The organism is Parabacteroides sp. TM07-1AC, assembly GCF_003480915.1.
Lineage (GTDB): Bacteria > Bacteroidota > Bacteroidia > Bacteroidales > Tannerellaceae > Parabacteroides > Parabacteroides chongii.
Map to the genome: position 1 here is coordinate 1 of NZ_QUKD01000031.1, position 793 is coordinate 793.

General features: G+C 50.7%; 1 rRNA gene. It reads left to right on the forward strand.

The window, feature by feature from the left end:
- A 16S ribosomal RNA gene (locus tag DXD68_RS24000) occupies positions 1 to 793 on the forward strand; the annotation flags it as partial.

Below are 793 nucleotides of genomic sequence, written 5' to 3' on the forward strand. Positions count from 1 at the left end.
ACGCTAGCGACAGGCTTAACACATGCAAGTCGAGGGGCAGCGGGGAGTAGCAATACTCCGCCGGCGACCGGCGCACGGGTGAGTAACGCGTATGCAACCTGCCTATCAGAGGGGAATAACCCGGCGAAAGTCGGACTAATACCGCATAAAACAGGGGTCCCGCATGGGAATATTTGTTAAAGAATAATCGCTGATAGATGGGCATGCGTTCCATTAGATAGTTGGTGGGGTAACGGCCCACCAAGTCCACGATGGATAGGGGTTCTGAGAGGAAGGTCCCCCACACTGGTACTGAGACACGGACCAGACTCCTACGGGAGGCAGCAGTGAGGAATATTGGTCAATGGGCGAGAGCCTGAACCAGCCAAGTCGCGTGAAGGATGAAGGATCTATGGTTCGTAAACTTCTTTTATAGGGGAATAAAGTGCTGGACGTGTCCGGTTTTGTATGTACCCTGTGAATAAGGATCGGCTAACTCCGTGCCAGCAGCCGCGGTAATACGGAGGATCCGAGCGTTATCCGGATTTATTGGGTTTAAAGGGTGCGTAGGTGGTTTTTTAAGTCAGCGGTGAAAGTTTGTGGCTCAACCATAAAATTGCCGTTGAAACTGGAGGACTTGAGTATGTTTGAGGTAGGCGGAATGCGTGGTGTAGCGGTGAAATGCATAGATATCACGCAGAACTCCGATTGCGAAGGCAGCTTACTAAACCATAACTGACACTGAAGCACGAAAGCGTGGGGATCAAACAGGATTAGATACCCTGGTAGTCCACGCAGTAAACGATGATTACTA